Source organism: Cyanobacterium sp. Dongsha4, from assembly GCF_036345015.1.
In the GTDB taxonomy this organism is placed as follows: Bacteria; Cyanobacteriota; Cyanobacteriia; order Cyanobacteriales; family Cyanobacteriaceae; genus PCC-10605.
This window is the reverse complement of sequence record NZ_CP084098.1, coordinates 2,250,389-2,273,720: the sequence shown is the minus strand read 5'-3', so window position 1 is coordinate 2,273,720 and position 23,332 is coordinate 2,250,389. Positions and strand designations below refer to the sequence as shown.

General features: G+C 34.4%; 20 protein-coding genes and 1 tRNA gene. 9 read left to right on the top strand and 12 right to left on the bottom strand.

Annotated features, from left to right (window positions below; all coding sequences use genetic code 11):
• The first annotated feature begins 98 nt into the window (after positions 1 to 98).
• The gene (locus Dongsha4_RS09890; protein WP_330202241.1) at positions 99 to 752 is read left to right on the top strand and encodes an L-threonylcarbamoyladenylate synthase; all 654 of its coding nucleotides are present in this window, start codon (positions 99 to 101) and stop codon (positions 750 to 752) included.
• Between the two features lie 8 nt (positions 753 to 760).
• On the top strand, positions 761 to 901 hold the full coding sequence (locus Dongsha4_RS09885) for a DUF2256 domain-containing protein (RefSeq protein ID WP_330202240.1): 141 nt from the start codon (positions 761 to 763) through the stop codon (positions 899 to 901).
• A gap of 158 nt (positions 902 to 1,059) precedes the next feature.
• Here Dongsha4_RS09885 and Dongsha4_RS09880 read toward each other — a convergent pair whose 3' ends face one another.
• Both Dongsha4_RS09880 and Dongsha4_RS09875 read right to left on the bottom strand, forming a co-directional pair.
• Positions 1,060 to 2,901: a right-handed parallel beta-helix repeat-containing protein gene (locus Dongsha4_RS09880; protein ID WP_330202239.1), complete on the bottom strand. Its 1,842-nt coding sequence runs from the start codon at positions 2,899 to 2,901 to the stop codon at positions 1,060 to 1,062.
• Positions 2,902 to 3,114: 213 nt separating this feature from the next.
• Positions 3,115 to 4,080 carry a Gfo/Idh/MocA family oxidoreductase gene (locus Dongsha4_RS09875; protein ID WP_330202238.1) on the bottom strand — a complete coding sequence of 322 codons (966 nt, stop codon included), beginning with the start codon at positions 4,078 to 4,080 and terminating at the stop codon, positions 3,115 to 3,117.
• A 206-nt stretch (positions 4,081 to 4,286) separates the two neighbouring features.
• Between Dongsha4_RS09875 and Dongsha4_RS09870 the strand changes: the two genes are divergently transcribed.
• Positions 4,287 to 5,405, top strand: a complete 1,119-nt coding sequence (locus Dongsha4_RS09870; RefSeq protein ID WP_330202237.1) for a SpoIID/LytB domain-containing protein — start codon at positions 4,287 to 4,289, stop codon at positions 5,403 to 5,405.
• Positions 5,406 to 5,599: 194 nt separating this feature from the next.
• Here Dongsha4_RS09870 and Dongsha4_RS09865 read toward each other — a convergent pair.
• Positions 5,600 to 5,673: transfer RNA gene (locus Dongsha4_RS09865), tRNA-Pro, on the bottom strand.
• Between the two features lie 50 nt (positions 5,674 to 5,723).
• The gene (locus tag Dongsha4_RS09860) at positions 5,724 to 6,500 is read right to left on the bottom strand and encodes an RNA polymerase sigma factor SigF (protein ID WP_330202236.1); all 777 of its coding nucleotides are present in this window, start codon (positions 6,498 to 6,500) and stop codon (positions 5,724 to 5,726) included.
• 350 nt (positions 6,501 to 6,850) lie between these two features.
• Between Dongsha4_RS09860 and Dongsha4_RS09855 the strand changes: the two genes are divergently transcribed.
• From Dongsha4_RS09855 to Dongsha4_RS09840, 4 genes are all read left to right on the top strand, one after another.
• The gene (locus Dongsha4_RS09855) at positions 6,851 to 7,459 is read left to right on the top strand and encodes a class I SAM-dependent methyltransferase (protein ID WP_330202235.1); all 609 of its coding nucleotides are present in this window, start codon (positions 6,851 to 6,853) and stop codon (positions 7,457 to 7,459) included.
• A 237-nt stretch (positions 7,460 to 7,696) separates the two neighbouring features.
• Positions 7,697 to 8,956, top strand: coding sequence for an FGGY-family carbohydrate kinase (locus Dongsha4_RS09850; protein WP_330202234.1), 1,260 nt, complete (start codon positions 7,697 to 7,699; stop codon positions 8,954 to 8,956).
• Positions 8,957 to 9,012: 56 nt separating this feature from the next.
• On the top strand, positions 9,013 to 10,191 hold the full coding sequence (gene moeB, locus Dongsha4_RS09845) for a molybdopterin-synthase adenylyltransferase MoeB (protein ID WP_330202233.1): 1,179 nt from the start codon (positions 9,013 to 9,015) through the stop codon (positions 10,189 to 10,191).
• A 455-nt stretch (positions 10,192 to 10,646) separates the two neighbouring features.
• A complete protein-coding gene (locus tag Dongsha4_RS09840) occupies positions 10,647 to 11,645 on the top strand; it encodes an RNA polymerase sigma factor, RpoD/SigA family (RefSeq protein WP_330202232.1) in 999 nt (332 codons plus the stop codon).
• A 346-nt stretch (positions 11,646 to 11,991) separates the two neighbouring features.
• Here the strand turns inward: Dongsha4_RS09840 and Dongsha4_RS09835 are convergent, their stop codons facing one another.
• Positions 11,992 to 13,389, bottom strand: coding sequence for an amidase (locus tag Dongsha4_RS09835; protein ID WP_330202231.1), 1,398 nt, complete (start codon positions 13,387 to 13,389; stop codon positions 11,992 to 11,994).
• 245 nt (positions 13,390 to 13,634) lie between these two features.
• Positions 13,635 to 15,413, bottom strand: a complete 1,779-nt coding sequence (locus Dongsha4_RS09830) for a serine/threonine phosphatase (protein ID WP_330202230.1) — start codon at positions 15,411 to 15,413, stop codon at positions 13,635 to 13,637.
• Between the two features lie 383 nt (positions 15,414 to 15,796).
• Between Dongsha4_RS09830 and Dongsha4_RS09825 the strand changes: the two genes are divergently transcribed.
• Entirely contained in the window at positions 15,797 to 17,221 is a 1,425-nt protein-coding gene (locus Dongsha4_RS09825; RefSeq protein WP_330202229.1) for a nucleoside triphosphate pyrophosphohydrolase, read from the top strand.
• On the opposite strand, the gene Dongsha4_RS09820 is transcribed toward Dongsha4_RS09825, so the two are convergent.
• From Dongsha4_RS09820 to Dongsha4_RS09800, 5 genes are all read right to left on the bottom strand, one after another.
• Positions 17,218 to 17,670 (bottom strand): hydrogenase maturation protease, encoded by a 453-nt coding sequence (locus tag Dongsha4_RS09820; protein WP_330202228.1) that lies wholly within the window; start codon positions 17,668 to 17,670, stop codon positions 17,218 to 17,220. The genes Dongsha4_RS09825 and Dongsha4_RS09820 overlap by 4 nt on opposite strands.
• 33 nt (positions 17,671 to 17,703) lie before the next feature.
• Entirely contained in the window at positions 17,704 to 18,870 is a 1,167-nt protein-coding gene (locus tag Dongsha4_RS09815; RefSeq protein ID WP_330202227.1) for a SpoIIE family protein phosphatase, read from the bottom strand.
• Between the two features lie 171 nt (positions 18,871 to 19,041).
• Entirely contained in the window at positions 19,042 to 19,680 is a 639-nt protein-coding gene (locus Dongsha4_RS09810) for a Uma2 family endonuclease (RefSeq protein WP_330202226.1), read from the bottom strand.
• Between the two features lie 56 nt (positions 19,681 to 19,736).
• Entirely contained in the window at positions 19,737 to 20,285 is a 549-nt protein-coding gene (locus Dongsha4_RS09805) for a Uma2 family endonuclease (RefSeq protein WP_330202225.1), read from the bottom strand.
• An 89-nt stretch (positions 20,286 to 20,374) separates the two neighbouring features.
• Positions 20,375 to 20,863 carry a class I SAM-dependent methyltransferase gene (locus Dongsha4_RS09800; RefSeq protein WP_330202224.1) on the bottom strand — a complete coding sequence of 163 codons (489 nt, stop codon included), beginning with the start codon at positions 20,861 to 20,863 and terminating at the stop codon, positions 20,375 to 20,377.
• Positions 20,864 to 21,201: 338 nt separating this feature from the next.
• Between Dongsha4_RS09800 and fni the strand changes: the two genes are divergently transcribed.
• Entirely contained in the window at positions 21,202 to 22,239 is a 1,038-nt protein-coding gene (fni, locus tag Dongsha4_RS09795; protein ID WP_330202223.1) for a type 2 isopentenyl-diphosphate Delta-isomerase, read from the top strand.
• Positions 22,240 to 22,268: 29 nt separating this feature from the next.
• On the opposite strand, the gene Dongsha4_RS09790 is transcribed toward fni, so the two are convergent.
• Positions 22,269 to 23,327, bottom strand: coding sequence for a phosphotransferase (locus tag Dongsha4_RS09790; protein WP_330202222.1), 1,059 nt, complete (start codon positions 23,325 to 23,327; stop codon positions 22,269 to 22,271).
• Between the last annotated feature and the right edge of the window lie 5 nt (positions 23,328 to 23,332).

Genomic DNA, 23,332 nt, shown 5'->3' with positions numbered 1-23,332 from the left:
CAATTAACTGATAAGTTTTATAGCTTTGAGCTATTACATAAAAAATCAAAGGCTTTAGCCTTCTGTCACTGTTTTATTATTAATTTTTAAATTATTTTATGGCTATTTTATACGAATTAAATCCTGATAATCCTCAAAGCAGAAGTATTGAGCAAATAGCATCAGCATTAAAAGATGGAGCAATCATGCTTTATCCCACAGATACAGTTTATGCCATTGGTTGTGATATTAATGTTAAAAGTGCCGTAGAAAAAGTGAGAACTTTAAAACGTCTTGCCAACGACAAACCATTAACTTTTCTTTGTTCTTCTCTATCGAAAATTTCCGAATATGCGATCGTAACTGATGAAGCCTACTATATCATGAAAAGATTAATACCCGGTCCTTATACTTTTCTTTTACCTGCCACAAAATTAGTCCCAAAACTGGTTATGTCACCAAAACGCAAAACTACAGGTATTCGAGTACCAGATCAGAACGTTTGTCAAGCAATTTTAACAACTCTTAATAATCCAGTTGTTTCCACCTCTGCTCATATTAACGATGAAGAAGGATATTCCCCCTCCGATGACTGGGAAAAGGCGAAATTATTTGATTACTTTGATAAACTGGTTGACATTATTATCGATGATTATACAGACCCAGGTTATGACGTTTCAACAATTTTAGATTTTTCTACAGAAAATCCTGCCGTAGTGCGACAAGGTTTAGGGTGGGAAGAACTGGAAAAATGGTTTAATTTCAATAATTAAGAGCAAAAATGGCAAAGCAGAGAAAAAAATCTGATTTCCCAACTAAAATTTGTCCTGTTTGTGGTTTACCTTTTACATGGCGCAAAAAATGGTCTAAATGTTGGGATGAGGTTAAATATTGTTCTGAAAAATGTCGTCGCCAAAAATAAAAAACGGAGGAATAGATGAAGGGCAAAAGGCAAAGAAAAAAGGTCAAAGGGCAAGGGGCAAGGGGCAAAGGTAAATAGTTGATAATTAATAACTTCTAGCTCTTAACTTCTAGCTCCTAACTCCTAATACCCCAACATCTTTTTTCATCAACCCCTAATTAAAAAGCCGCCTCAAAAGCGATGCCCTCTTCGGCAAAATTGGAATAGTTTTGAAGAATGCTTTGTCTTTCATTCTGCCCTACAAATAAATAAGTGCCGGGTAAATTATCGTTTTGGAAACGGTATAAGCTGTCAGCTTGATTAGCATTAGCCCCAAAAGCATAAAAAGCTAATCCCTCTTCTCGGAATTGAGGAAAACTTTGTAAAATACTTTGTCTTTCCTCTTGCCCTACATAAAGATATGTTCCTTGTATTTGAGTGTTTTGGAAACGATATATGGGAATTAATCCATCCCCCGGTTGAGTGGCAACACTAAAAGCAAATCCTTCTTCTTGAAATTTAGGATAATTGTTTAAAATGCTTTGTCTTTCTTCTTCTCCCACATAAAGATATGTACCGGGTACTTCTGTATTTTGGAAGCGATATATGGGATTATTTAAGCCAGAGCGAGGGGTTGCACCGCTTTCTGTACTACCTATATCTACTGTACCTCCCACTATACGGGCATAGCCTCTTTGGTCTGAATTGCTTACTTGAGACGAAGCAATTTCGTTATTTCCTGCATTAATGGCAGGGCTACCTCTGAGGGGCAAATGGGTAGGAGTATAACCACCATTATCCTGTAAATCTCCGAGGAGAGGATCTAATGGATTAACGATGTCTCCGACAATATTATTATTAAACCCATCTAAAATAATACCGTTACCATCACCAATAAGGTTATAGGAACTGTTTGGGGTAAAAAATCCTTCTATGTCACTACTATCTAAATTTCCTGCAACAATGCTGTTTTGCAGTAAAAGGGGGTTATTTGCTCCTAAAACGGTAATACCTGAGCCAATTTGAGAGCTATTATTCGTGATAGTTGAGTTGATAATGGAAACGGTGGCATCTTGGCTGAGAATACCGCCCCCTGCGTCTCCTGTAATGTTACCAGAGATAGTGCTATTTAGTATTTGTACTGTTCCTCCGAAGGTATAAAGTCCCCCTCCTCCTGCTTCAATCACTTCTACGGCGGCGGCATTGGCGAAGTTACCAGCTATGGTGCTATTACGAATATTTAATGTACCTTCGTTATAGATACCTCCTGCGTCGTCTCCTGAGAGGTTGCCTGAAATGATACTGTTAATAATTTCTGTATCTCCGAAGTTGGCTATACCACCTCCATTGTTATTATCTGTGGCGGTATTAATGGCAGTGGAATTATTTTTGATAATACTGTTATTGATAATAGCGGAAGCCCCTGTGTTAATGCGAATACCACCACCGCTACTACCGTTTTCATCAAGGGCATTTTCGGCTATTCCATCCTCGATAGTAACTCCACTAAGAGAAAGTAATCCTCCTTCTCGAACATCAAAAATGCGATCGCCTAATGCTATACCATTGATAATAGTTGATCCTGCACCTACTCCCAAAATGGTAACTCTTGTTTCAACATCTAAGTCTCCTGTACGAGCAACGATGTCATCTACTTCACCGGGTAAGTTGGGATTGTCACTAGGAAATAAGGAGTCTTCGTTACCCTGAATAGACAACTCATAAACTCCGGCAGGAAGGCTGATAACATATTCTTTACTAGGGTCTGCTTTTGCCCTTAAAATAGCATCTCGAAGGGATAAACCGTTTCTGTCTCCGCCGTCATTTTGATCCTCAAAAGTAGTTACAGTCAAAAAGACTTTTTCTAATCCACCACCACCGCCATTAATTTCTTGTAGGATAATAGAATTATCTTCTATCCATCTTTCTGTATCTTCAATAAAACTGTCGGAAGGAGTACCAAAAGAGGCAACGATGCGATCGAATTCTGCTTGGAGGGCTTCTATATCAATTTCAAACATTTTTGCTTTTTATTTAATTATTTTATTAGTTAATATTAAGTTTTAATGATAAATCACACTTCCTTATCCATTGACTTTTTTTTACTAAAATTATACTAAGCAAATTTGAGTTAGAACAGTTCGCTTCGCTCGTACACTCCTTTCAGTCGTGAACGGGGTTTTCAATTCTTAATTCTCAACTATTCACCTTTGCCCTTTTTAACATCTATTTCCTTAAACCTTACATATTGATTGACCTTGATAAGCCTTAAGAGTTGCATTGGCTACTTTTAGAGCATAAACACTGGCTTTATTTTCAATATAAAGAGGTTTTCCTGTCGTTAAATAGTCGATCACTGCTTCCGTATCTTTAACAAAGAGTCCTCGCCTTGTACCAACTTCGATCGCATTTTCTTCTCCATCCCTGATAATCTTACCTGTTTCTCCCTCGAATTTTAACGTCCCCTGAGTACCATAAATTTCTAAGGTGCGATCGCTACTTTTGAATTGTTCACCCTTGCCATAAGTTAAACAAGCTAATAAACCATTCTTGAAAGATAACTGTGCCTGAGTATAACAAGCAGAAAAATAACCAACCTTTTCAGCATCCCAAAAACGCCCATAACAACTTACCGAATCCACTTCTCCAAATAAATCAGTAAAACGACTAATACGAGAAAGAGCCGCTATAAAAGGGAAACCATAATACTCATAGTTAAAAGTCCATTTATTCATTAAACTACTCTTCGGCAAAATAGTCGTATAACGAGCTAAAAAAGGATCGCCAATGGCTGATAAATTAGCCCTAATAGCTTGATGCACTCCCCCCAAAATTTCGATATGTTCTACATGAAGTAACTTATTTTTGTCTTGTGCTAAATTTAGCAACTCCTCTGCCTCATCAGGATTGATAGTTAAAGGAAACTCAACAATAACGTGTTTATCAGCTAATAAAGCACCTCTTACAATCATTCCATGATCTCGATTAATATTAGAAATGCAAATTAAATCTAAACTAGAATCATTTACTAACTGTTGCCAACTAGAAATCGAAGGAATGTCGTAGGTTTCACAAAAACTAGCTGTTGTTTCCACACTATTGCCCACCACCGCCACTAACTCAGTTAAAGGATTTGCTTGAAAAGCCTCCGCCCGTCTTTGAGCCGCATATCCCGTACCAACTAAACCAACTCTAATCATTACTTTTTTACTGATTATTTCTGCTTTATTTTCAGTCTTGCTATTTTATCACCACCTGAGTTCGATCTTGAAAGAATGGAAACAAAAATACTATTTGTAAAGTCATTTTTTCTGCTTAAATATTCCTAACACAAAAAAACAACACTCGCAGAAATTAAGTAAGATTCAGTTAACAATCATCAAAAAACGAATTACGGTGTGAGATTATGGGTAAAAAATTAATATTACAATGGTTGGCCAAGTTTAGCTTATTATCTTTGCTCTGGTTAATCTTTAGTCCATCTGCCCAAGCCGCTTTAGAATTAAGGGTTGCAATCAAAAAAGGTGCTAATTCTTTACAGATAGGTAGTTCAACCCCGGCAGTTGTAAAAGATAATGCGGGGCGAGTTGTCGGACAAGTTGCAGGGATGAATTCTTTTGTATCTCAAGTACAAGGAGGCAATGTTAATCTTAATCAATGGAAATCCAATCGTTTATGGTTAGAGCCTAGTGGAGACGGGGTTGTCTGGATTGGAGATCGCTGGTATCGTGGGAGAGTGTTATTAGTACCTCAAGGTAAAGGAATTACAGCAATTAACTATGTGGATTTAGAGGATTATCTATATAGTGTTGTCGGTGCAGAGGCTATTCCTAGTTGGCCTAAAGACGCACTGAAAGCTCAAGCCGTGGCCGCCAGAACTTATGCTCTATATAAACGAAATAGTGGACGTAATCAACTTTTTGATTTAGATACAACTACCGCTACTCAGGTTTATAAAGGTTTAAGCAGTGAATATACCACCACTCATCAAGCAGTAAGGGAAACCATGGGAGAGGTTATGACTTACAATAACCAAATCATTTTAGCGGTATTTCATTCTTCTTCTGGTGGTCATACTGAAAATGTCGAAGATATTTGGGTATCTCCCTTACCCTATCTTCGAGGAGTAGTCGATTACGATCAAAATTCCCCTGTTTTTAGTTGGAATAAAAGCGTTTCTCCTTCTACCATGAGTAGAATTGTCGGAGGAGTCGGCAATATCCAAGCCCTAATTCCCCAAAAAACTACCCCCCAAGGCAGAATCGTAACTATGAGAGTTGTGGGCGATCGCACTACTAAAAATGTCGCTGGTAGTGATTTACGCAAAGCCCTTGATTTAAGAAGTACATTATTCCGTGTCTCTTTAGGGGGAAATAGCTTACAAGTATCTGGTAGAGGATTTGGTCATGGTTTAGGGTTGAGTCAGTGGGGAGCTCAATATTTAGCCCAAAATGGTGTTAACTATCGTCAAATTTTAGCTCATTATTATCGCAATGCTAAGTTATCTACTTTGAAAACACAATAGAATCTGTTTTAATTAGCTAGGAATTAGGAATTAACAATAAATAACCGTGTACTACAAAAAGGTTTAACTGCTTTAGTGACGATTAGCAGAAGAGATAAAGGAAAATATCACATCGATAATTTTCGGCAAGAGTTCATTATTAATCTGTCATTGCTACTTCAAAGACAAGAATTTGGCACTGTACAGATCCACAATCGGGATGACAGGATTTGAACCTGCGACTCCTTCGTCCCGAACGAAGTGCGCTACCAAGCTGCGCTACATCCCGCTATCGTTTAATAATCATAACATATCTTGAATATCAAATCATCTTTCATCTTAGAATTCATCGAGTTTAATTAAATTTCTCATTTTCACAATACCCTTTTTAATTCTTCTGGATACAGTAATTACACTCACCCCTAAAATATCAGCAGTTTCTTTTTGGGTTAAATCTTGTAAAAATACAAATTCTAAAACCTTACGAGTGCCATCTTCTAATTGATATAGAGCATTTTGTAAACGAATTTTGTCTTCCTGTGCTAATTGAAAACTACGATATTGATGATCAGGTAAACAGTCTCCTAAAGTGCTACGCTCATCTTCATCATTGGCATTAATATCTAAGCTAATCGGTTCACGATTTTGATGGGCTAGTTTAACATCATGCCATTCCTGTAAAGAAACTCCTAATTCCCTTGCAATTTCTTGATCTGTAGGCTGTCTATTTAATTCATTTCTGAGTTTTCTCACAATGCGGTTAGACTGATTCTTTAATTCTAAGCAACGACGAGGAATCCGAATAGAATAGCCTTTATCTCTTAAATAATGTTGTATTTCTCCTCTGACATAAGGAACAGCAAAAGAACTAAATGCAAAACCTTTTTCTATATCGTAGCGATCAATTGCTCTGATTAAACCAATACAACCTACCTGTAATAAATCATCATAATTCTCCTGACACTGATTCAACCAATGACACACTTCTTTGCGCACCAATCCCATATTTAACTCTAAAATTTGGTTTCTTATCTTCAAATCATGATTTTGTCGATAATTTACAAAAAGTTTCTCGTTTTCTTGTTTATATTCAGAGTGTGTTTTTAAAGTAGTCATAGTTCTTTTTTCAATTTATACTAGAGTCAACACATATTACCCGCACAATAATTAATATCAAAGCAAGATACTATCAAAATTATATTTAAACTTTCATTTTTAATCTATTTTTATTGTATTTGATAAAGTTATCTCAAAACAACAGGGTATTCACTGTATTTTTTTATTAATTTTGTCTAAAGCATAATTATTTATCACTATTTATACTGATAAACTATAAGTAATTTATTAGCACGAAAAACTTATCATAATTTAATTATTTTAATGTTTTTGTTTACATTAATTAATATAAAATAATCTAAAGATTTATTAAATCTTTTTCTGAGTAAATTTATACAAGATAAAGAAAGATGCAAGAAGAGATTTTTATTCGGCAAAAACGGATTTTTTTTGATGTTTGGGCTAGATTTTACGATTTCACCTTCACTACTATCTTTTATCAAGCAATTCATACCCGTTTATTGGATTATATTAATTTACCTTCTTCTCCTTTGATTTTGGATTTAGGATGTGGTACGGGAAAATTGTTAAATCGATTAGCAGAAGAATTTTCCGATTTAAAAGGGATAGGGGCGGATTTATCTCCAGAGATGCTGACTAATGCTCGTTTAGCAAATACCCATCATCCCCGTTTAATCTTTGTTCGTGCGGATGCTCATGATTTACCTTTTGCAGATAATCAATTTGATGCGGTTTTTAATACAATTAGCTTTTTGCATTATTTACAGCCAGAAAAGGTTTTTCGGGAAGTGGCAAGGGTTTTAAAAAAAGGCGGTTATTTTTATTTGGCGGATTATTTAGGAAATAATCAAATGAAAAAAGTATTTTTTACTCCGGGAGGTATTCGTTTTTATAATAAAGCTCAAAGACAAAAATTAGCTTCACAGGCTGGACTTATCACAGTTACTCATCAATACATTTTAAGTGGCGTAGTTTTAACGATTTTTCAATGTCCATAATTTAATAAATACTTAACTTGAGTTCGACTTACATAATATTTATTGGACAACAGTGGGTTTCAGGTGGCAGGTTTCAGGTTTTCCATTTCCAACACTAACATTTAGTAAGTCAGTGAAAAAATTAAAAAGAAAAAAATCAGTAAACATAAGTTTTTTATAATTTATCATCACTTTTCTCTCTTCTTTCTTCCCTACTCTCTATTATTTTTTATTACCTTGTTATAGTTGAAGTTTTTTATGGTTAGTTATTATTTAGGGCTTGATTTTGGTACTTCGGGGGCAAGGGGCATCGTTATCGATGAAAATAAAAATCAAATTCTCTGTCTAAAAACGGCTGATTTTCCTGCCCAAATTCCCTATTATTGGCGGAAAGGATTAGATGAGTTACTCTCACAAATACCTCTTTATATTACTCAAAAATTAGATGCGATCGCACTTGACGCAACTTCTAGCACTACTCTTTTGTTAGATAAAAATGGACAACTGTTGAGTGAGCCACTTTGGTACAACGATGTAAGGGGAAAACAATACTTAGAGGAAATTAAATCTTTTGCCCCAGAAAATCATTTAGTTGTGAGTGCCACTTCTACCTTAGCAAAAATTTTTTGGTGGTATCATCAAGGATTAACCGAAAAAGCAACTTATTTACTACATCAAGCAGATTGGTTAGGATTGCTATTACACGGTAAAATGGGCGTTAGCGACTATCACAACGCTCTTAAATTAGGTTATGATGTGGAGTCTTTGAGTTACTCTTCTTGGCTAGAAAACTTACCGTTTTTCTCTCTTTTGCCAAAGATAAAAGCACCGGGTGAGACTGTAGGGGAAATAATACCTTCTGTGGCGAAAAAATACCAAATTAATCCCCATTGCTTAATTAAAGCTGGAACAACGGACAGTATCGCCGCTTTTCTTGCCAGTAGTATAAAAACTTCAGGGGAAGCAGTTACTTCTTTGGGTTCAACTTTAGTTTTGAAGTTGTTGAGTAAAACAAAAATTGATGACAGTCGTTATGGGATTTATAGCCATCGATTGGGGAATTTATGGTTAGTGGGTGGAGCATCAAATACAGGAGGGGCAGTTTTAAAACATTTTTTCTCCGATGATGAATTAAATGACCTTAGCCAAAAAATTGATCATAATACCTGTACTAATTTACAATACTATCCCTTATTAGAAAAAGGCGATCGCTTCCCTATCAATAACCCTGATTTAGAACCCAAATTATCCCCCCGCCCCGATAACCCAATCTTATTCCTACAAGGTTTATTAGAGGGCATAGCTGCGATCGAATCTCAAGGTTACAAATTATTACAACAATTAGGTGCAACACCTCTTTCTCAAGTTTATACTGCTGGAGGAGGAGCTAAAAATGAGACATGGCACTTAATCAGAGAAAAATACCTACAAGTACCCGTATCCATTTCTGCTAACACCGAAGCGGCTTATGGCAGTGCCTTACTAGCCAGTGAACTGAGTATTTCCAATTTAAGTTAGAATAGAAAATTAGAGAATAAATGGCAGAATCGATTTTCTGATAATTAAACAAAATAATGCTTAATCCGAACTTAGAAGCAATAGAACTTAATAAGGAAGAGTACGAAAGGTATGCCAGACATATTATTTTGCCTGAAGTGGGTTTAGAAGGGCAAAAACGTCTGAAAGCCGCTAGTGTACTCTGTGTTGGAACAGGAGGACTAGGTTCTCCTTTAATTCTTTACTTAGCCGCCTCTGGTATTGGTAGAATCGGTATAGTTGATTTTGATGTGGTTGACACTTCCAACCTGCAAAGACAAATTATCCACGGTACTTCATGGGTTGGAAAACCCAAAATTGAATCGGCAAAACATCGTATTTTAGAAATTAATCCTGCCTGTCAAGTTGACTTATATGAGACTCGTTTGAGTTCAGAAAATGCCCTCTCTATTTTTGAACCCTACGATATTATCATTGACGGTACAGATAATTTCCCCACCCGTTATTTAGTTAACGATGCCTGTGTTTTGTTGAACAAACCTAATGTATATGGTTCTATTTTCCGCTTTGAAGGACAAGCAACAGTCTTTAACTATGAGGGAGGCCCCAACTATCGTGACTTATATCCCGAACCACCACCACCAGGAATGGTACCCTCTTGCGCAGAAGGAGGAGTTTTAGGGGTTTTACCCGGAATTATCGGTACAATTCAAGCCACTGAAGCTATTAAAATTATTTTAGGGGCAGAGACAACTTTAAGCGGTCGTTTATTATTATTTAATGCTTGGGATATGAAATTCAGAGAGTTGAAATTACGTCCCAATCCTGTACGCCCTGTAATTGAAAAATTAGTTGATTACGAAGAGTTTTGCGGTATTCCTCAAGCTCAGGCAGAGTCAGAAAAAGCTCAGGAAGAACTCCCAGAAATTACGGTACAAGAGCTAAAATTCTTGTTAGAATCTCATCCTCATGATTACGTATTAGTTGATGTGCGTAATCCTAATGAGCATGAAATTGCTCGTATCCCCGGCTCTGTTTTGATTCCTTTATCTGATATTGAAAGTGGAGAAGGAGTACAAAAAATTAGAGAATTAGTTGATGTAAAAGGTCATCGTTTAATTGCTCATTGTAAAATGGGTGGACGTTCGACTAAGGCATTGCAAATTCTCAAAGAAGCGGGTATTGAGGGTATTAACGTCAAAGGAGGCATCTTGGCTTGGAGTCAGGAAGTTGATCCTTCTGTACCTTCCTATTAATTCAAGCAATAAAAGGGCAAAGGTAATTAACAATTAGCAATCAGCAATCAGCAATTAGTAATTAGTAATGAAGACAATTTCTTCTCGTTCCCCCCATTTTCCGTTACTGAACAGGGGAATATCACTACAGTAAAGTTCGGTGATCACACAAAAAATTATCCTAGCCTTCTTTAGATAAATCTGTCATCATAGAAGCAAGGCGCGCAATCTAGTTATTTTTGTTAAGAAAATTAACACTATTCATAATAGTCGATAGCTTAAATTGATTTGGTGCTTTAATTTAAAAATATTTTTGTAAAAGTGAACTTTTGTAAATAAATAAACGTCTATATAGAAAGTACAATAATGTTAAAAAAATAGTTTAAGCCATTAAAACTAGCATTATTATTAAAAGGTTGGAAAAGTCCTGCCCAGAAAAACTACATTGAGCTGAAAGTTAGGAGAGAAAAAGCCCTATGTCCAATGCTAAAGTTACTGCAAATATTAATGATGTTGATAAAAGAAGAGTGAATACCGTAGATATGGTACGTACCTATCTGCAAGAAATTGGGAAAGTTCCTCTTTTAAGTCATGAGCAAGAAATTGTTTTTGGGAAACAGGTGCAACACATGATGTCTCTCTACGATGTGAAAGAGAGCTTAGAAAAAAAGTTGGGTCGAGAAATAACCCTGGAAGAATGGGCTCAGAAGGCAGATAAAACCCCCAATGAGGTGAAAAAAATAATTCATCAGGGCAAACGGGCAAAACAGAAAATGATCGAAGCTAATTTACGGCTTGTAGTGGCGATCGCAAAAAAATATCAAAAGCGTAATATGGAGTTTTTAGATCTAATTCAAGAGGGTAGTCTTGGGCTAGAAAGAGGGGTGGAAAAATTTGACCCCACCAAAGGTTTTAAATTCTCTACTTATGCTTACTGGTGGATTCGTCAAGCGATTACTCGTGCGATCGCACAACAGGCTAGAACTATTCGTCTTCCTATTCATATCACAGAAAAACTGAATAAAATTAAAAAAACTCAGAGAGAATTATCTCAAAAATTGGGTAGAAGTCCTAGCCCCAATGAAATAGCAGAGGCTTTGCAGTTAGAACCAGCTCAGATTAGGGAGTATTTCAGTATTGCTCGTCAACCCATCTCTTTAGATGTCAAAGTGGGAGATAACCAAGATACCGAGTTATCAGAGCTTTTAGAAGATGAAGGAGTATCTCCAGATAATTATATTACTCAAGAGTTGATGCGTCAGGACTTACAAAAACTGTTGGGGGAATTAACTCCTCAACAACAGCAAGTAGTCAGACTCAGATTTGGCTTAGAAGATGGTAAGGAATTATCTCTGGCAAAAATTGGACAAAGAATGAATATTAGTCGTGAAAGAGTACGTCAGTTGGAGCAACAGGCATTAGCTCATTTACGCAAAAAAAGAAGTAGTGTCAAAGAGTATATCGTTGCCAGTTAATTAGGGGTTCGGAGTTTAGAAAGAGGGTACAGGTATCAGGGTATAAGGGAAGTGGAGGCTTAGGGTTTTGGGGTATTAGGGGGAAACGAGTTAGGAGTTAGGGGTTTTATAAAAGTAGGGGAGTGGGGAGTAGGGAGTAGGGAGAATTAAAAATTCGGAAATTTTCTAACATCTAACACCTGAAACCTGAAACCTGAAACCTGAAACCTGTCACCTTTTAATTATCAACTATTTACCTTTGCCCCTTCCCTTGCCCTTTGACCTTTTTAAGGGAAGATACAGAGAGGTTTATCCGTTCTCTTGTCTTAATCACTAATTGTTAATTGCTTGTTAATTGCCTTTATCTTTACCCTAACTTTGAACTCAGTTTGTTTCTTGTCTCCAGTTGATAGGCTATTTGTAAGAGGGTTTTTTCATCTGCTGGTTTCCCGATTAGTTGCACTCCGATGGGTAAATTATCTTCTGTAAATCCTGTAGGAAGTGCGATCGCAGGTTGTCCTGTCGCATTAAAAGGAGGACAGGGATTGATCCAGTGAATAATCTTTTCTAGGGTTTTTTCGGCAGGTAAATCTGCCCATGCACCGATTTTGATTGGTGGTGACATATAAGTAGGTAAAAGCAATAAATCAAAATGGTCAAAAAAGCCGACTATCTGTCGAGAAATAACTTGCATCTGATGAACTGCCCTTAAGTAAGTGCCTAAATCAGGGGAGTTTTGTTTTAACCACTGATTCATCGGATTGAGGATTTGCTCTGGGAATCCTGCCGCCGTAATGCCCGATTGCCAAATGATTTTAAAGGGTTCAACCAAGGTTGTAAAATCTGGACAAGCCTCTACTAACTCATGACCCATTTCTTGTAAACAAAGTGCGATCGCATCTACTTGAGTTTTTAAAATGGGGTCAACTTCTCCAGCCGGTAATACAGAAGTAGCAAAAGCAATTTTTAACTTACCTGTTTCTTGTGTTAAAGCGGAAAGAAACGAAGTCTCAGGATTTGGTAGCCAATAAGGATCACCCGTAATATAACCTGCGATCGCATCTAATAAAGCAGCACTGTCTGCCACCGTACGACTTAAACAACCATGAGTTGCAATTCCTCCTTGATAATCTCCCACAGGAGCATTAGAAACTCGTCCTCGACTGGGCTTTAAACCCACTAAACCACAACAAAAAGCAGGTCCTCTCACAGAACCTCCTCCATCAGAACCCGGAGCGATGGGCAATAACCCCCCCGCCACTGCGGAAGCCCCTCCCCCACTTGATCCTCCGGCTGTATAGTCAAGGTTATGAGGGTTGCGACAAGGAGGTAAACCAATAGATTCTGTGTAAGGTAGTGAACCTAACTCAGAAGTTGCAGTTTTGCCTACAATAATAAACCCTGCTTCCTTTATTTTACCTGTGACACTACAATCATAATCTGCAATTTGGTCTTTAACAAAACCATTACCATAACTTGTTGGCATACCTTTAACAGGGTATAAATCTTTAATAGCGGTGGGAATACCAAAAAAAAAGGGTAAGCAAGAGGTATCGTCAACTTGAGCTAAGATTTCAGTTTTTTCTTTGGCTTCTTTGTAGGCTAAATCTAAGTTTAAATAAGTAAAAGCCCCTAGTTTTGGGTTTTTTTCTTCTATTTGTGGAGCGTAAAATTCAAGAATTTCTAAGGGAGAAATTTCCTTGCTGTGAATTAATTTACTCAACTCTACTGTTGATATTGAGCTAATATTTTTTTTATTGGTCATAAAGAAAGAATTTGATCAAAAACTTAGTTCCTAATGCCTAATTTCTGATTAATATATGTTTGCTGAATAGTGTTACGGTGAATCGATTTCAGAAGAGCAAAGTAAAAATGGCAAAGGGCAAAGGTAAATAGTTGATAATTAATAACTCCTAACTCCTAACTCCTAACTCCTAACTCGTTTCCCCCTAATACCCCAAAACCCTAAGCCCCACTTCCCTTATCCGATGTGCTTAAACCGAACTGAGATTAAAAAAATCCACTTTGCCCATCTAAATTAGGTTGTACTTTAATGCGCACTAAAACACAAGTTAGATTATCATGACCATTTACTTGGTTGCCAAGGTCAATTATGTGGGCAACTCCTTCTTCTAAACTAGCCTTGGAACTAATTAAGGGTAAAAGGATTTTTTCCCAGTTACTTTCAAATAAATCATTGTCATATAAACCATCGGAACACATTAAAAATAAGGTATCCTCTTTAATGTCTAAAAATCTGATGTCTGGATTAACAAAGCTATTGTCTCTGGGGCCTAGGGCTTGGGTTAATTGGTAAGCATCGGGGCGCGCATAGGCAATTTCTGGATCAACTCCTTGTCTGATTTCTGCTTGAGCAACACAATGATCTACAGTCAGTAACTCTAAACCCCATTTACGGGTAACTCGATAAATTCGACTATCTCCCACGTGTGCGATCGCAGCTTTTGTGTCTTGCACTAAAGTTAAAGTGAGAGTTGTTCCCATTCTACCAGCACCGACTTGTCCTTTATCCTTGTTAAGAGAATAAATCGTTTCATTCGCACTTAAAATTCCTTCCCGAATGGTTTGAGCAGAAGGCAATTCGTCGTCCCAATTTTGCTGGAAATACTCTGATAAACACTTGACTGCCGTAGCACTTGCAACTTCACCTCCTGCATGACCTCCCATACCATCACAAACTAAAAAGAGTCCTTTTGCAGAAACATAAGTACCACGAGAGCTTTCAGACTTTTTGATTGTTGTATCCATCGCAAAATAGTCTTCATTATGTCCCCGACGACGACCAATATCCGTCAATCCCACTTCTTTAACGCTCAATAAACGCATCGGCAAAACTAAAGTAGGTTGGTCATCTCCATCACTGTTAATTTGTGTAGCTTGAGATTCAGAAGATAAATCATCATCTCCAAATGACTCAGCAATGGTGTTTAACTCATCACTCTCATTGAGAAAACTTAAATCTTCCTCTTCTAATAATGATTCAATTTCTGTTTGTTGAATTAGCAACTCTATTTCAGAGCGTAATTGTTTCGCATTTTCTACCTCTCCTGACTCAATTTTGATCATTAAATCTGTAATTAATGACTCATAATCTCCACCGAAATCAGCAATTAAATTAGCCCATGTTTCTACTAATTCCCTCAATAACGGAGGATCATTCTCAGGGTCTTGGTATATATGCTCTATTAAGAGTGTTTGATTAAAATCAATTTTTAGATTATTGATATGTAGTAGTGTAGAGCGACAATTAAGTTTACCAAGAGTTCTCCATAACTTAGTCATGGTTTGTAAATAACCTAATATAGTTGCTTTATCAGGGGTGTTATTTTCCCAATATTCTGTCAGGGTTTTAAATATTTGATTGTTGGTGACAATTACCACTTCCTGATCAAATTCGGAATCTTGCCAAGCATCTAAAAGTTCAGGTACGGTGGGATTATATTCGGTTAGGGTAAGATAAACAAAAGCTAAGTCGGGAATACCTACTTTTTTTAAATTATCCTTCTCAAAATCTTCTATTTTTTCCAAATTTTCATCTAATATGCTTTTTTGTTCGGGATTTATATCGATAACTTCTAAAGCAAAATATTGACGATTATTAATTGTTATATAAGGGGTGAGGGAATTTAGTTCTAATGGATTTACTAGGGCATATTTGTTAGGTAATTTACCTTTTGTTTCTTCTGGGGTTTTAAAAGGGATATAAGGGGTTTTATCGGCAGGAGTGCTAATGATACATTTATAAATAGTGGTGTCAAAATCGCTCATGGACATATGGGGCTTTTAGTTACTTATAATTAAACATTATAATTAGGTTCTATCTTCAAATACTATCAAATGCACGACCTCGAAATCATTTTGCTAAAGTATTGTTAACAAATAGGGGTTTCAGGCACATAGTAGGTATCGCCTCAATTTTTTTGCAAGAATATGGAGTTTAGGAAGGTTTCAACTAAAAGGTTTCAGGCTTGATGATTTTTAATGATCTTTATGGCTAGAACAACAAATATATATTTAGAGGGGCTTAATTGATGACACGCCTTAATATTCAAATATTATTACCATTGCTGATTGCCTATTCCTCATTACCGATTTAAACTAAAAATCATAGCCTAATATTTATTGTTTGAATTTTTAGGAATCTATATTTTATGAGTAAATATTCTAAATTAATTAGAGATAATATACCTGATTTTCTTGATAAAAATAATTTAAACTATCAACTAACAATATTAAATAATGATGAGTATAAGCAAGAATTGAAACGGAAGTTAATTGAAGAAGCTAAAGAAGTTTTTGCCACAGATAAGAAGGAAGATTTAATAGAAGAAATAGCGGATGTTTATGAAGTTATAGAGGCTATTATCGAAGCAAATAATATCACTTCAGATGACATTAATTTAGTTAAAGAAAAAAAAGCACAACTTAAGGGAAAGTTCAACAAAAAGCTACAGTTAATCAATTGTAGAAATTCTGAAAAAAACAAAAAAGTAAATTTGTCTTTAACGGAATTGAAGACTATTGATAAAGCAGAGGCTTATTTAGAACAAAATATCTTACCTCAAGGGAATATTTTAGATAAGGATAGCCAATTATTGAAAACTTATTTTTATGATTTTAATACTATAGATTCTTCTTTCTTAAGACTGAAAATAGATTCTCAATGGCAAGGTTTAGCTATGAGCAATTTAGGTTTTTATTCATGGCAAATTATGATGGCAAAATATTCTGGGGCATTTGCTTTTTTACAAACTCAACATCAAAGTGCGATCGCATTTTTGAACAGTAGTGATAATGAGATTTTGAAAGAAAAATATTTAACTAAAATAGGAAAAGAAAATTATTTTTATGGAGTGGGTTTTTCTCATCTAAGAATAAAAGAAAAGGCTTTAGTAACTGCTACTGTCACAGAAAAAGGATATGAATTAAATGGGTTTATTCCTTGGATTACTGGTTATGATATATTCTCTCATTTTATTATCGGGGCAACTTTACCCGATGGTCAAGAACTTTATGGTATCATTCCTTTTCACCATCAAAATTCATATTTAGAATTAAGTAAACCTTTACAATTATGTGCGATGACAAGCACTAATACTGTCACGGGTAAATTAAATAATTATTTGTTGAGAAAAGAAGATATTGTTACAATTAAACCTAGCAATAATATTCATCTGAAAGACCAAGAAAATATTTTACATCATGGCTTTTTTCCTTTGGGTTGTACTTTTGCTAGTTTGAGAATTATGGAGGAAAATTTAGTCAAATTAGATTATCAAGAAATCAAAGAAACTTATTTTGAATTAAAAAATCAAGTAGAAAATTTGCAAGACAAAATGTTAACAGCTATGATTGATAACAATGTTAGTTTTGCAGAAAAATTAAAGTTGAGAGTAGAAGCTATTAATTTAGCTCACAAAAGTGCGATCGCATCTATCATAACATCAAAAGGAACAGCTAATATAGACTATAATCCTGCCAATAGAGTTTATCGAGAAGCCCTAGTTTATTCTGTTTCAGGGCAAACTTTACCTTTATTAAAAGAGTCTTGCTATTCTTTAATCAAAGATGATTAATTAAGAAAATTTTTGCCAATATTATTAATAATATTTTCCGCCATTATTTTTACTTCTGGAGATATTTGTTCACCAAAATTAGTATTTTTAATAGGAATAGTAATTAACCATCCTTGAGGGAATTTATTATATAAGTTGTTGGTTAAATTAATTAATGAAATAGGATTGAGATGATGAGTCCAATTTTGTTGAGTATAAGAGTTTATATTTTCTATTTTATTTATTTTTATCTTTTCACTATTTATCTGAGCATCAATAAAGATTATTTGTTCAAATTGAATAATTTTCTCTACTAATTCTGGTGTCAATTGGTGAGTGGCAATAGCGGTTAAATTCTTTAAATTCAATTGAGAAAGTGCGATCGCAATTTTTTGTCCTATACCATCATCACTGCGTAAGGAATTACCATAACCAATAACTAAAGTTGATTTTTTCTCGATTTCAATCATTTTTAATTTAGTGTAAAAAACTTATGTCATAACTTAACAATATTCAAGAATAACTTTTTTTTGATTTTCCCTTAATAACTGCACTAATTCCTCAATTAAACTACGACGAATAGAAATATTTTTAGGTAAAAGAGGATTCTGATAAAATTCATTAATTTGTTGTCCCACTAAAAAATAAATAGAATCAGCCTCTAAAATTTCCTTGGCTAATAATACCGCACTATTACGCACCGTTGGTAATCTACTAACATCAAATTGACAACGGTTTAACAACTCTTTCGCTTTAGAAATAGTTAAAATTCCCTCCGTGACTAAATCAATTTCTTTCAATTTACCAATGGGAGGTAGCTCTTTTGTCATCGTAGCAATATCTATATCAATAGTTTCTGCCATATAATTAGCAACAATATTACCTGTTGTACCACCGCAAATAATTTTACGTCCAGCAAAACTCAATAATTGTTCCGCATAATCTTCATCTTTGCTAGGATCTAAAGGAGGCCCTGTAAATATCATTAAAGGCTTAGGTTTGCGTACATACACACCTACAAAAGTTGCATCATCACCGATATGATTACAGTAGAGTTTTTTAGTTTCTTGAACCACCTGTTCAATAATTTTACGAGAATTACTAGCTTTTGTCAGAAAAACACTTTCTAAAAACTTGGCAATATTATCCCATCCCCAACCAAAATTCATGGTATTACCTAATCCAGCATACAAAATACCATCGCTAATTGCTCCTAAAAAATCGCCCCTTTCTAATATTCCTTGATAATAGTTAATTTTTTTATCTAAAATCACTTCCGTTGTCGGAATAAGTTTTTCTATTCTGCCCTTTTTCAGAAGAAAAATAGGGGGATTATCAAAGTTAATTACCTCAAATTTATTGTCATGATGATTAATTGTAATAATAGTGAAAGTGGCATAAGCAATATTTCGCATCTGACACCGCGGCAAAGTCCCCGCAATGGTTTCTATTACTTCTTTTAAGGGCAAATCTGCATCAAGCATAGTAATTAACATCTCCGTAGTAAGAGTTGCTAATATATTTGCTTTAACACCACTTCCTAAACCATCAGAAAGAACAATAGTACTTTTAGATTCTCCTTTAGTAAATTTGACTTTATCCCCACATAATTCCTCTTTATGTTTATTTAAACTATGGTGATAAATATCAAAAAAATTATCTTCATTCATGAGTTATAAAAGAATCTTTATTATTGATTATCGCAGTTTTGAAGGAAAAAAACCTCAGAAGTAACTGTTGTAAAAGAACTGCTCAGACGAATTCCCTTAATACTTTATCTTTATTTAATATTTGTTTTGATTCTGTTAAAGTATTTATCATATTATTTTATTAGTTAATATTTATATATTTTTAATATACTTTCTAAAAGCTCTTAAAACTGCTGTTTCTCCATCGATTAAACTTTGTTGAATTAACTTAGGAATCAAGTCTATATTGATAAAGGGAAAGGCTAAACTTTCCTCAAGCTCTCGGTGATTATTTGTCTCTTTTTCAAGGATAAAAACAGTTAATTTTTCCCCATCATAACGCCATATTTCTGGTATGCCTAAGTTAGCATAAATAGGTAATTTATGTAATGAACCGCTCGTTATATCTATTTCTAATACTAAATCAGGGGGAGGATCGATGGTTAAATCAATTTGTTGCTTATTTCTTACCTTTGGTTCATTTTGTAAATAATAACAAGAATCAGGCTCTACTGCTTGTTGAAATTGCTCAGATTTTAGAGTGAGTGAGCCGAATTTTTTGAGATTTAATCCTAATTCATCTGCGATCGCACGAATAAGATCATCAATAAAACGGTTATTATTTTCGTGTTTTCCTAATGGACTCATAATTTCTAAAATATGATCATGGTAAGTTAAACGTTGATTTCTTTTATCACCCAATTCATTGAGAAGGCGATTAAAAGTCTCCCAACTAACTGAATTTAACTTAACTATATTTTCCCCTCTCGGTTTAGTGATAACTGCTGTCATAGATTTTTATTAATGATTAATAAATAGTTTTACAGTAATTAAATAGTAATAGATTATTACGCAATTAGTTGTGGAATATTTATCTTGACTTCAGGGAAAGAAAGAGGTGAAATTTGACCAGTTTTCATGGTTAATTCTGATGTGTAATGACTATTAACTAAATCTCTAAATACTTTTAGCTGTAGATTTTTTAAATCTACCACCCAATATTCTCTAATACCAGCTTCAGCATAAATGTCTTTTTTTTCATTCAAATCTTTACTGAGGGTTGCTTGAGAAAATTCGATAATCCAGAAAATATCTTCAGGATAGGGATGGTGTTTTAAGTATTCTTTACCTAGCGGTTTAACTATAGCAATATCTGGCTCTGGTTCGGAATTATGAGGTAGTGTGATAGGTTTCGCATCTCTGATTTTAACTCGATTTCCCAATAAACTGCGGAGATAGTCAGCAACTTCGCTATTATAATAGGCATGAGGTTCTCTTTCTGGTGACATAATAATTATTTCTCCCCGCAATAACTCTACCGCTTCACCATTAAAGATGCCACTATCAAGGGCTTGATGATAAGTTTCTGTTGTCCATTTATAGGTAGTTAGGGTCATAGATAGTTACCTTTATATCGACAATGCCTACTCAATTATTTTACTCCAGTTCGATTAGGAGAATATTTGAAAAAAGCAGTTTATAGAGTTTAAATATGGCTATAACATATCATGTCTTTCCAAAGAAAAGGTAATCTTCCCGCAAATTTGAAGTTAATATTGCTAAAACCTTGAGACTTTAATAATTCTGTCAAAGTAGCTATGGAAAAAAACTTAATATGTCCACCATCCCATAAAACCGTTAAATGTTGATCCCATTTTCCCATGATTGAAAGGGCTAAATTCTTCCAATAGCCGTTGTAAGGTGTCGTTACAATCAAATATCCGTCGGGATTTAAACACTTTTTCGCAACTTTAGCTAATTCTTTGGGATAAAATAAATGCTCAATCACATCGATCGCAATTATAACATCAAATTTTTTACCTAATTTTTCAGGAGAAATATCGTATGTACTTTCTTGAATAAACTGGCAATTACCGTAAGTCTGTTGAGCAAACTTAATTCCAGAGGGAGAATCATCAACTCCTGTCACTTCATAACCTGCTTGAGCGATTATCCCTCTTTTGTCAGTTTCCAACTTTAACTATTATTAAATATTTTCAAACACCTTGGTAACTAATGATAAAAGTATGTTACAGAGTAAAATTTACCAATTTAAAGTTTTGATTGATTTTATAATATTAAAGATTGTATCGATCAATTGATATGCCATAGTTCCAGAATCTATAAATTATAAGTGTTTGCGGAGTTTGACAAAAGAGGGTTATTTATTGATTCTTTTTGTAACCACAAATACATATAAGATTATATTGCTATTGATGGCAAAACCTTAAAAGGTACTGTGACTAATTATGGCAATGAAAGTCAAAATACATTATCAGAAAAATTTTATTTTTATATTTAATCAGGTTTATTATGGTGAATTTAACAGAAACTCAAAGCCGAAAAGATGATCATATTCGCATTTGTTTAGATGAAAAAGTACAAGTAAACCAAATTACTAACGGCTTAGAAAAATATCAATTTACCCATGTTTGTTTACCAGAATTAAACTATCAAGAAATCGATATTAGTACCACTTTTTTAAACCGTCAATTAAATACTCCTTTGCTAATTTCTTCTATGACAGGAGGCACGGAAAACGCCCAATTAATAAACCAACGATTGGCGAGGATTGCCCAAAAATATGGTTTACCAATGGGGATCGGTTCAGGACGTGTTATCATTGAAAAACCAGAAATTGCTCCTACTTTTCAAGTGCGTGACTATGCTCCAAATATAATATTATTAGCTAATTTAGGAGCGGTTCAACTTAATTATGGTTATGGTTGGGAAGAATGCTTAAAATTAGTCGATATTTTAGAAGCAGACGCATTAATTCTCCATTTTAATCCTTTACAAGAATGTATCCAACCTGAAGGGGATACCAATTTCAAAGACTTATTGAAAAAGATTGAGCAAGTGTGTGATAAATTATCTATACCGGTTATTGCCAAAGAAGTAGGTAACGGTATATCGGCAAAAATGGCAGAAAAATTTATTAATGTTGGTGTTAAAGCTATTGACGTAGCTGGTATGGGTGGCACATCATGGGCAATGGTAGAGAGTGAAAGAGCAAAAAATCCTCTTCAGAGAGAATTGGGTAAAACCTTTGCTAATTGGGGAATTCCCACTGCTGATTGTGTTAAAGATATTCGGCAAAAATATCCTGAGATACCCCTAATCGCTTCGGGGGGAATTCGTAATGGTTTAGAAGTGGCAAAAATGTTGGCTTTAGGTGCAGATATGGTGGGTTTGGCTTATCCTTTTCTGAAAACCGCTATTACTTCAGAAGAAGCTATTGAGGAGTTAGTAAAGCTATTAATTGCAGAGATAAAAACAGTGCTTTTCTGCACAGGAAATAAGAATATAAATTCTTTAAAAACTTCTCAAACATTAATGGTTAATAATTAAAACTTCAAAATTTTTCTTTTTTTTCATACTCAATATGAGAGAGCCAATTTTATTTTTTCTTCACAGAAATTAAATAGAGTTTTTGTATAAGTATGACGTTCATTAAATTGAGTACTAAGATAAATATGACGCACTAAAGTTAATAGAGTATAAATATCAATATTATTTTCAATCATAGTTTTTAAGTCTTTTAACTCCCATAGTGATAGAGAATCCTGTTTTTCTTTCGTATGAATGTTTATAAATTCATTTTTTAAAGCTAATTCTTGATGTTTTAATGCTGATATATCCTCAAGTTGACGTAGGCTATATTCGCTAATATGACCGATAAAATTGCCAATATCTAAACAAGGATTTCCTCGACAATATAAGTCTAAATCTAATAAATAAAAACGGTTGTTATCAATAATAATCTGATCAAAATAAAAATCCCTATGAATACCACATAATTCTATTTCTATTACTTTTGATGCTAAAATATCACATTGATTGAGTAAGTTTTCAATTCTTTTTTGCCAATGAGGATAATCTTTAGTTAGTAATGGTAATTTTTCATGCAAAATATTTAATTCATCTTTAATAGTATGAGTGCGATTAGTAGGAATATTTATTTGGTGCAGTTTATCAGCAATATGAGCAACTTTTTGATAAATATTAATGGGTTGATTTTTTGTTAAATATTTACTTAGTATTTGCCCCGATACTTTTTTTTGTAACCACATTTGCCATTTAGGAATTATACCAACAGCTTTAGGGACAGAAATATTATCTTGGCTATTTTCATCAAAGCCATTTTGCCACAGTTTTTCTTGTAATTGAAAACTATGAAAATCTGTTTTTTTTGCTTTAATTTTTCCTATTAAAATCAAATTATTCTTGCTTTGAAAATGATATTCAATTAAACAGCGTTTTTGTTGTCTATAACGAATTAATTTAATTTGAGTTAATTTATAATTATCTTCTTGAATAATTGAGATATTTTCGTTAAAAGTTTTGATAACTTTGTGAGGATTAATGGCATCTTTAATATAGTTATTTAGTTTATCTTCTGGATTAATTTGATAATTATTAATAATAATACAATTCATTATTT

What these genes read in the sequence shown, in the direction of transcription:
- Dongsha4_RS09890 (WP_330202241.1), top strand. Translation starts at nt 99, where the DNA reads ATGGCTATTTTATACGAATTAAATCCTGATAATCCTCAAAGCAGAAGT.
- Dongsha4_RS09885 (WP_330202240.1), top strand. Translation starts at nt 761, where the DNA reads ATGGCAAAGCAGAGAAAAAAATCTGATTTCCCAACTAAAATTTGTCCT.
- Dongsha4_RS09880 (WP_330202239.1), bottom strand. Translation starts at nt 2,901, where the DNA reads ATGTTTGAAATTGATATAGAAGCCCTCCAAGCAGAATTCGATCGCATC.
- Dongsha4_RS09875 (WP_330202238.1), bottom strand. Translation starts at nt 4,080, where the DNA reads ATGATTAGAGTTGGTTTAGTTGGTACGGGATATGCGGCTCAAAGACGG.
- Dongsha4_RS09870 (WP_330202237.1), top strand. Translation starts at nt 4,287, where the DNA reads ATGGGTAAAAAATTAATATTACAATGGTTGGCCAAGTTTAGCTTATTA.
- Dongsha4_RS09860 (WP_330202236.1), bottom strand. Translation starts at nt 6,500, where the DNA reads ATGACTACTTTAAAAACACACTCTGAATATAAACAAGAAAACGAGAAA.
- Dongsha4_RS09855 (WP_330202235.1), top strand. Translation starts at nt 6,851, where the DNA reads ATGCAAGAAGAGATTTTTATTCGGCAAAAACGGATTTTTTTTGATGTT.
- Dongsha4_RS09850 (WP_330202234.1), top strand. Translation starts at nt 7,697, where the DNA reads ATGGTTAGTTATTATTTAGGGCTTGATTTTGGTACTTCGGGGGCAAGG.
- moeB (WP_330202233.1), top strand. Translation starts at nt 9,013, where the DNA reads ATGCTTAATCCGAACTTAGAAGCAATAGAACTTAATAAGGAAGAGTAC.
- Dongsha4_RS09840 (WP_330202232.1), top strand. Translation starts at nt 10,647, where the DNA reads ATGTCCAATGCTAAAGTTACTGCAAATATTAATGATGTTGATAAAAGA.
- Dongsha4_RS09835 (WP_330202231.1), bottom strand. Translation starts at nt 13,389, where the DNA reads ATGACCAATAAAAAAAATATTAGCTCAATATCAACAGTAGAGTTGAGT.
- Dongsha4_RS09830 (WP_330202230.1), bottom strand. Translation starts at nt 15,413, where the DNA reads ATGAGCGATTTTGACACCACTATTTATAAATGTATCATTAGCACTCCT.
- Dongsha4_RS09825 (WP_330202229.1), top strand. Translation starts at nt 15,797, where the DNA reads ATGAGTAAATATTCTAAATTAATTAGAGATAATATACCTGATTTTCTT.
- Dongsha4_RS09820 (WP_330202228.1), bottom strand. Translation starts at nt 17,670, where the DNA reads ATGATTGAAATCGAGAAAAAATCAACTTTAGTTATTGGTTATGGTAAT.
- Dongsha4_RS09815 (WP_330202227.1), bottom strand. Translation starts at nt 18,870, where the DNA reads ATGAATGAAGATAATTTTTTTGATATTTATCACCATAGTTTAAATAAA.
- Dongsha4_RS09810 (WP_330202226.1), bottom strand. Translation starts at nt 19,680, where the DNA reads ATGACAGCAGTTATCACTAAACCGAGAGGGGAAAATATAGTTAAGTTA.
- Dongsha4_RS09805 (WP_330202225.1), bottom strand. Translation starts at nt 20,285, where the DNA reads ATGACCCTAACTACCTATAAATGGACAACAGAAACTTATCATCAAGCC.
- fni (WP_330202223.1), top strand. Translation starts at nt 21,202, where the DNA reads ATGGTGAATTTAACAGAAACTCAAAGCCGAAAAGATGATCATATTCGC.
- Dongsha4_RS09790 (WP_330202222.1), bottom strand. Translation starts at nt 23,327, where the DNA reads ATGAATTGTATTATTATTAATAATTATCAAATTAATCCAGAAGATAAA.